Below are 6,740 nucleotides of genomic sequence, written 5' to 3' on the forward strand. Positions count from 1 at the left end.
CGTCAGTAGTTGTGCATGTTGTCTATGAGTTTCCCATTGAAATACACGTCTCCGTTGTCGTGCCAGATGACATTATCCGCCGGTCCCAAGCCGTTCTCGGGCTTCATGACGTGAATCATGTTGCCGAACGTAGTGCGATCGTAACCAAGCATTTTTGCGGCGTACTCTGGATTTCCCGTGCTGGCCGCCAGTTCCTCGACGTCAGCGCTTGCGGCTCCGGCTACGTACTCGAACGGATCAGCGTCGCTTAGTGACACCTGCGTTCGATTGTCGCTCGCGTCATCGAACAGAACGTCTTCCGCGAAGTTTCCATCGCCGCCCTCCGCCTCATCGACCTCGCCCCAGTTCGAAAGATCAGGCAAACCATACTTGCTGACCCATCCTGCGCGGGCAAAAATCGGTAGCATCCCGACCGGATCCACCAGCACCGCCGCGTGCATGAACTTCGCGTTGATCGCGTCGTTCATCGACTCGATAACCGCCCACGGTGTCGCACTCGCCTCCAACTCCGCAATCTGAGCCTCGTATCTTTCCCTGACGCTCGCATAGCGCGGCGGATCATAGTTCTCGACGCCCCAGAACGACGCAGCCGCCGGCGGAGGCGAGCCCAGACCGGTGAGGGCGGGCACATCCTCCACGATCACGACGACACTTCCTCCGCGCACCATGTCCATCAGCGTTCGAACGACGTTCAGACCGGCGCCATTCTTCGTCAGCCGGTCGTGCCAGGGAAAGTTGTCGCCGAGGAACTGGCGCACCCGGCTTACGAGATCTGCATCCTTCGCCCATACCTCCGGATAAGCCGCCGCCGTGTAGCGCTTGCCCGCGTCGATGGCCATCTGCTTCGCCTCCTGCGACGCAAAAGCCATGAGGCGGACGTCATCATTCCGGTACAGCAGGTACCGGCTACGGCCATCGGTCTTCAGTGAGATTGCCATGCCTTGCGATCCGTCGTCGACACCGAAGCATCGTAGCGGATCGGTAGCACTCGCGAGATCAGAAATCGTCAGCCATCCTCAAGTAAATTCGCTCCACGATCGGACACCAACGGGTTCGAGTTAGGCACGCAGTCGGAGCCGTCAGAAATCTCTCAGTCTCCGCCGTGCGCTGCACATCAGCACAATTCGACGTCACGAGGCACGTTCGCGATCGATCGGACCGCACCCGAGACGCGAGCCCGCGCCCTTAAACACATGCCCGACAGACAAACCCGCTCCCAAAACTTTTCGGTATGATCGAAGTCTATCCAGCAGGAGAAGAACATGTCCCATATCGCCGAACCGGGGAACACCGAAACCGCCTCGCCCCAGGCCCTTCCGTGGGTCGAACGACTCGTCTCCTTCGATACCGTCAGCCGCAACCCGAACCTCGGCCTGATCGAAACCGTGCGCGACGAATTGCGTGCGGCGGGCGTCGAATCCACGATCACCACCGACAAGCGCGGCCAGTGGGCCAACCTCTTCGCGACCGTGCCCGCGCACGACGGCGAAACCAACGGCGGCATCGTGCTTTCGGGCCATACGGACGTCGTCCCGGTCGACGGACAGGACTGGTCGAGCGATCCGTTCAAGCCTGAAATCCGCGATGGTCTGCTCTACGGCCGCGGCACCTGCGACATGAAAGGCTTCATCGGCACGGCGCTCGCCCTGCTGCCGAAAATGCAGGCGACGAAGCTGGCGAGGCCCATCCACTTCGCGCTTTCATACGACGAAGAAATCGGCTGCGCCGGCGCGCCGCTGATGCTCACCGACCTGCAAAAGCGCGGCGTGCGGCCGGACGGCTGCATCGTCGGCGAGCCGACTTCGATGCGCCCGATCATCGCGCACAAGGGCATCAATACGTACAACTGCTGCGTGCGCGGGTTTGCCGCGCATTCGTCGCTGACGCCGAAGGGCCTGAACGCGATCGAATACGCCGCGCGCCTGATCTGCTTCATCCGCGATGTCGCGGACGAGTTCCGCGCAGAAGGCCCGTTCGACGAACTCTACGACGTGCCCTTCACCACCGCGCAGACGAGCACGATCAAGGGCGGCAACGCGGTCAACACGGTGCCGGCCGAGTGCAGTTTCCAGTTCGAATTCCGCAACCTGCCGACGATGGACCCCGAGCTCGTCTTCAGCCGCATCGACGCGTACGCCCGCGAAACGCTGCTGCCGAAGATGCAGAAGGAGCACGCCAGCGCCGCGATCGAATTTTCGCGGATCGCGTCGGCGCCGGGGCTCGATGCGTCGGAACAGGCCGCGATCACGCAACTCGTGCGCGCGCTGACCGAGAACCAGGAGAAGCACAAGGTCGCATACGGCACGGAAGCCGGCTTGTTTGCGCTTGCGGGCGTGCCGAGCATCGTCTGCGGGCCGGGCAACATCGAGCAGGCGCACAAGGCGAATGAATACGTGTCGCTGGAACAACTGGCGGCATGCGAGGCGTTTCTCGGCAAGTTCATTCACAGCATGTCGGTCGACGCTCACGTCGCCCGCTGATCCACTCCACACGTCGAACCGCCATGTCCACCGCCAGCCAGCACACCGACCACACGATCGACGGCACGCCGATCCCGACCCTCGACGAAATCGCCGAGCAGCACATGGCGCTGGCGCCCTGGGTCGCGCGCACGCCGACCTTCGAGCGTCACGACTTTCCCACGCTCGAAGGCACGCCGGTCACGTTCAAGTTCGAGCTGCTGCAGGCGAGCGGCACGTTCAAGGCGCGCGGCGCGTTCTCCAACCTGCTCGCGCTCGATACCAACGAGCGCGGCGCGGGCGTCACGTGCGTGTCGGCGGGCAATCACGCGGTGGCCGTCGCCTATGCGGCGATGCGCATGGAGATCGGCGCGAAGGTCGTGATGATCCGCAGCGCGAGCCCGACGCGCATCGCGCTTGCGCGGCGCTATGGCGCCGAAATCGTGTTCGCGGACAATGGCCCCGAAGCATTCGAGATCGTGCGCCGGATCGAGGCCGAAGAAGGCCGCTTCTTTGTGCATCCGTTCAACGGCTACCGTACCGTGCTCGGCACCGCGACGCTGGGTTACGAGTGGACGTCGCAGGCACCGGACCTCGAAGCGGTGATCCTGCCGATCGGCGGCGGCGGCCTGGCGGCGGGCGTATCGACGGCGATGCGGCTCGCGAATCCGTCGATTCATGTTTATGGTGTCGAGCCGGCGGGCGCCGATGTGATGAGCAAGAGTTTTGCCGCGAATCACACGGTGAAGATGGGCGCGATGCACAGCATTGCCGATTCGCTGATGGCGCCGCATACGGAGGAATACAGCTATCAGCTATGCCGCCGCCATATCGACGAGATCGTGACGGTATCGGATGCGGAATTGCGTCGTGCGATGCTGCAGCTTTTCAATGAGATGAAGGTAGCGGTTGAGCCTTCGTGTGCGGCGGCGACGGCGGGGTTGCTCGGGCCGCTGCGCGGGCAGTTGCAGGGTAAGCGGGTCGGGGTTTTGTTGTGTGGCACCAATATCGATTCGGCCACGTTCGTGAGGCATCTGGCGAGTGCTTGAGGGGTGCTGGCGCTGGTTGAGGGTGGGTCCCAAGCCCACCCCAGGCGCCAGCGCAAACCCTAATCCGAGCCCACCTCCCATCCCCCGCCAAGCGCTTTCACAAGCGCGACACTCGCCGCCATCCGCCGCCGCTCGATACTCACGGCCGTCCGCTGATCCGACAACACGATCGCCTGCGTCACCACCACGCTCAGATAGGTAATCGCCCCGTTCTCGTACCGGTTCCCAACCTTGCTCAAGGCGCGCTGCGCGGCATCGACGGCTTCGCGCTGTGAATCGCGCTCACGCCGCAACACGGCCAGAGCGTTGAGATTGTCCTCGACCTGCCCAAACGCCGTAAGCACCGTCTGCCGATAATCCGCGACGCTCTCGTCATATGCAGCACGCGCCGCATCGCGAGCCGCCGCACGGCCGCCAAAGTCGAGCACGGTGAACGCAAGCTGCGGCCCAAGCGACCAGAAACGGCTCGGCGCCATCAACCACGAACTGAAGTGGGTCGCCTCAAGCCCGCCCGTCGCGGCGAGAAACAGGTTCGGAAAGAACGCGGCCGTCGCCACGCCGACTCGGGCGTTCGCCTCCGCCACGCGGCGCTCGGCAGCGGCGATGTCCGGCCGTCGCTCGAGCAGCGTCGACGGAATGCCGAGCGGCAACGCATCCAGCGCGGCGCCGGGGTTCGGCACGTTGCCCGCGTTGAGCGGCGCAACGTCGAGCGTAAAGTTGGACGGCGGCTGGCCGATCAGGATGGCAATGGCATTGACGAGGCGGTTCCGCGTCGTCTCGAGGTCGATCAATTGCGCCTGCGTCGACTTCAGTTGCTCCTCCGCCTGCGCGACATCGGACTCCGCCGCGATGCCGCCCGCGAAGCGGTCCTTCGTCAAGGCGAGCGCCTTCTCATACGCCTGCGAAGTCTCGGAAAGCAGGCGTTCTTCTTCCACCGTGCCGCGCAACTCGAAGTAATCGGTCGCGAGTTCGGCCTGCATCGAAAGGATCGCGCTCTGCAGGTCGGCGGAACTGGCCTGCACTTCGGCGGTGCCGCCTTCGACCGCGCGCGATATGCGGCCCCACAAGTCCGGCTCCCAGGAAATCTGCGCTTCGATCAGGTAGTCGGGCACGGTCACGCCCGCGCTCGACTTGTACAGAATATTCGACGACGCCCGCGTCTGGTTGAACGCGGCATTCGCCGTCACGGTCGGAAAATACGCGGATCGCGCTTGCGCGACGGCCGCACGCGCGCCGCGAAAACGCGCCGCTGCGGCGGCCACGGTCTGGTTCGCGGTGGCGACCTGTTGTTCGAGCGCGTTCAATTGCGGATCGCCGTAGATTTCCCACCACGGCGCGCGCGGATTCGCATCGGAGGGCTGCGCGGGCTTCCAGTCCTTCGACGATGCCGCCTCTGCGCCCGTATCGATCGACTTGTACGTCGCCGGCACGTTGACATCGGGACGCACATAGTCCGGCCCGACCACGCAGCCAGCGAGCGCGCCCGCCCACGCCGCGCCGCAAACCCATGCGCGCATCGCACTCATGACGCCTTGCCCTCTTGCTTTGCGGGTTTGCCGATGCGCACCGCGGCGCCGTCGATGATCGAATCCGGCGGGTTCAGAATCACGCGCTCGTTGCCCTCCAGGCCGGACACGATCGACACGCGCGTGCCGTAGTCCGTGCCGAGCACGACGGGCAAGAGCTTCACGCGGCTGTTCGCATCGACGGTGGCCGCGCGCACGCCGTCGGGCCGGAACAAGAGCGCATTGCCCGGCAGCATCAGCCCGGGGTTCGGGCTCGTCAGCTTGAAGCGCACCTGCGCATACGCGCCTGCGAGCAGTTCGCCGCCGGGATTCTTCACGTCGACCTCGACGCGCATCGTGCGCGCCACCGGATCGACGGCGCCCGCCGTGCGCACGGTCACGCCCTCGAACTTGCGCTCGGCCTGCTCGTTGAGCAGCAATTCGGCGGGCAGGCCGACGTGCACGAGCCGCGCATACGCCTGCGGCACGTCGACGAACACGCGCAACGTCGTCGCGTCCTGGAGGTGGAACAGTTCGCGGGCAGCCGAAGCGCTGCCCGCGTCGATCAACTGGCCGACATCGGTATTGCGCGCCGTGACGATGCCATCGAACGGCGCATAGATCTTCTGGAACGAGACGAGCTGCGAGAGCCGCGACACGTTCGCCTGCGCTGCGTTGAGCGCGGCCTGCTTCGCGAGCATGTCGCCGTTCTTCTCGTCGGTTTCCTGGCGCGAGACGGAGTTGTTCTTCTGCATTTGCACCCAGCGGTCGGCCGTCGTTTTCGCGAGCAGATAGTTCGCGCGCGCGGTCTGTTCGTCGGCGCGGGCCTGCCGTAGCTGGTCGTTGATTTCGGGCGCATCGATCTCGGCGAGCAGTTGCCCTTTCTTCACATGCTCGCCGATATCCACGGTCCAGCGCCGCAGATAGCCGTTCGTGCGCGCGAAGATCGGCGCGTCGGAGAACGCGCGGATGTCGCCCGCGAGAATGAGGTCCTGGGTCGCCTTCATGCGCGTCGGCGTGATGACCTCGACGGTCTGCACGCTGTAGTGATCGGCGTCGCGTTCGAGTTCGGCGTGGGCGGTGCGTCGCGACACGATGCCCTGCACGATCAGCGCAAGCACGACCACCACCGCGAGGATGAGCCATAGCCTGGAGTGGGGTGGTCCCTGCGGTCCCTGCTCGTTCATGAATGCTCCGGATGAAGGTTCTCGAATGCTGTGGTGCGGTGGGTTGTGCGTTGTTTACACCGTTTGATGCGCTTGTGCTTCCATGGAACTTGTATTGGTGTCGGTTTATTTGCTCTGCCCCTGTCCGGGGCGGGACTCACTTTCTTTGCTGCTGCAAAGAAAGTAAGCAAAGAAAGCAGCTTCACAACGCCAATCCTTGCCATGCGCCTCCAGACCGCTCCCTCGGAGTGGTCCAACCGGGGGAGTGTCCTTAGCGGGGTTTCATCGTTGTTGGCATGTAGAAGAGGCGCGCACGTCGCACCGCTAAACGAAGTGGACCAGCAGTCATTCATCCAGCCTCGCGCTACGCGCTTACCCGTCATGCAAAACCGAAATCCGAACCCATCGCTATCTCTACATCCTACGTTCGTGCTTGCTGCATGCTTCTATTCACCACCGCTAGCAGACCTGGCGTCGGGCACGCAGTGCCTAGACGGATGAATGACTGCTGTTCCACTCCGCGCAGCGGTGCGACGTGCGCGCCTTTTCTACATGCCAACA

General features: G+C 63.9%; 5 protein-coding genes. 2 read left to right on the forward strand and 3 right to left on the reverse strand.

All coding sequences use genetic code 11. The annotated features are described in order from the left end of the window. Positions 1 to 2 precede the first annotated feature (2 nt). On the reverse strand, positions 3 to 938 hold the full coding sequence (locus AWB68_RS49525) for a hypothetical protein (RefSeq protein ID WP_235028402.1): 936 nt from the start codon (positions 936 to 938) through the stop codon (positions 3 to 5). Positions 939 to 1,262: 324 nt separating this feature from the next. Between AWB68_RS49525 and argE the strand changes: the two genes are divergently transcribed. Together argE and AWB68_RS18415 are read left to right on the forward strand one after the other, a co-directional pair. Beyond that, positions 1,263 to 2,480 (forward strand): acetylornithine deacetylase, encoded by a 1,218-nt coding sequence (argE, locus tag AWB68_RS18410; RefSeq protein WP_087645775.1) that lies wholly within the window; start codon positions 1,263 to 1,265, stop codon positions 2,478 to 2,480. 23 nt (positions 2,481 to 2,503) lie between these two features. Next, complete coding sequence (locus AWB68_RS18415; protein ID WP_087645776.1) at positions 2,504 to 3,508, forward strand: threonine/serine dehydratase family protein; 1,005 nt, start codon at positions 2,504 to 2,506, stop codon at positions 3,506 to 3,508. 59 nt (positions 3,509 to 3,567) lie between these two features. Here the strand turns inward: AWB68_RS18415 and AWB68_RS18420 are convergent, their stop codons facing one another. Both AWB68_RS18420 and AWB68_RS18425 read right to left on the reverse strand, forming a co-directional pair. Continuing rightward, the gene (locus tag AWB68_RS18420) at positions 3,568 to 5,034 is read right to left on the reverse strand and encodes an efflux transporter outer membrane subunit (RefSeq protein ID WP_087645777.1); all 1,467 of its coding nucleotides are present in this window, start codon (positions 5,032 to 5,034) and stop codon (positions 3,568 to 3,570) included. Beyond that, complete coding sequence (locus AWB68_RS18425) at positions 5,031 to 6,200, reverse strand: efflux RND transporter periplasmic adaptor subunit (protein ID WP_087645778.1); 1,170 nt, start codon at positions 6,198 to 6,200, stop codon at positions 5,031 to 5,033. The genes AWB68_RS18420 and AWB68_RS18425 overlap by 4 nt, the downstream gene beginning before the upstream one ends. Positions 6,201 to 6,740 lie beyond the last annotated feature (540 nt).

Origin of the sequence: Caballeronia choica, assembly GCF_001544535.1 — a bacterium.
In the GTDB taxonomy this organism is placed as follows: domain Bacteria; phylum Pseudomonadota; class Gammaproteobacteria; order Burkholderiales; family Burkholderiaceae; genus Caballeronia; species Caballeronia choica.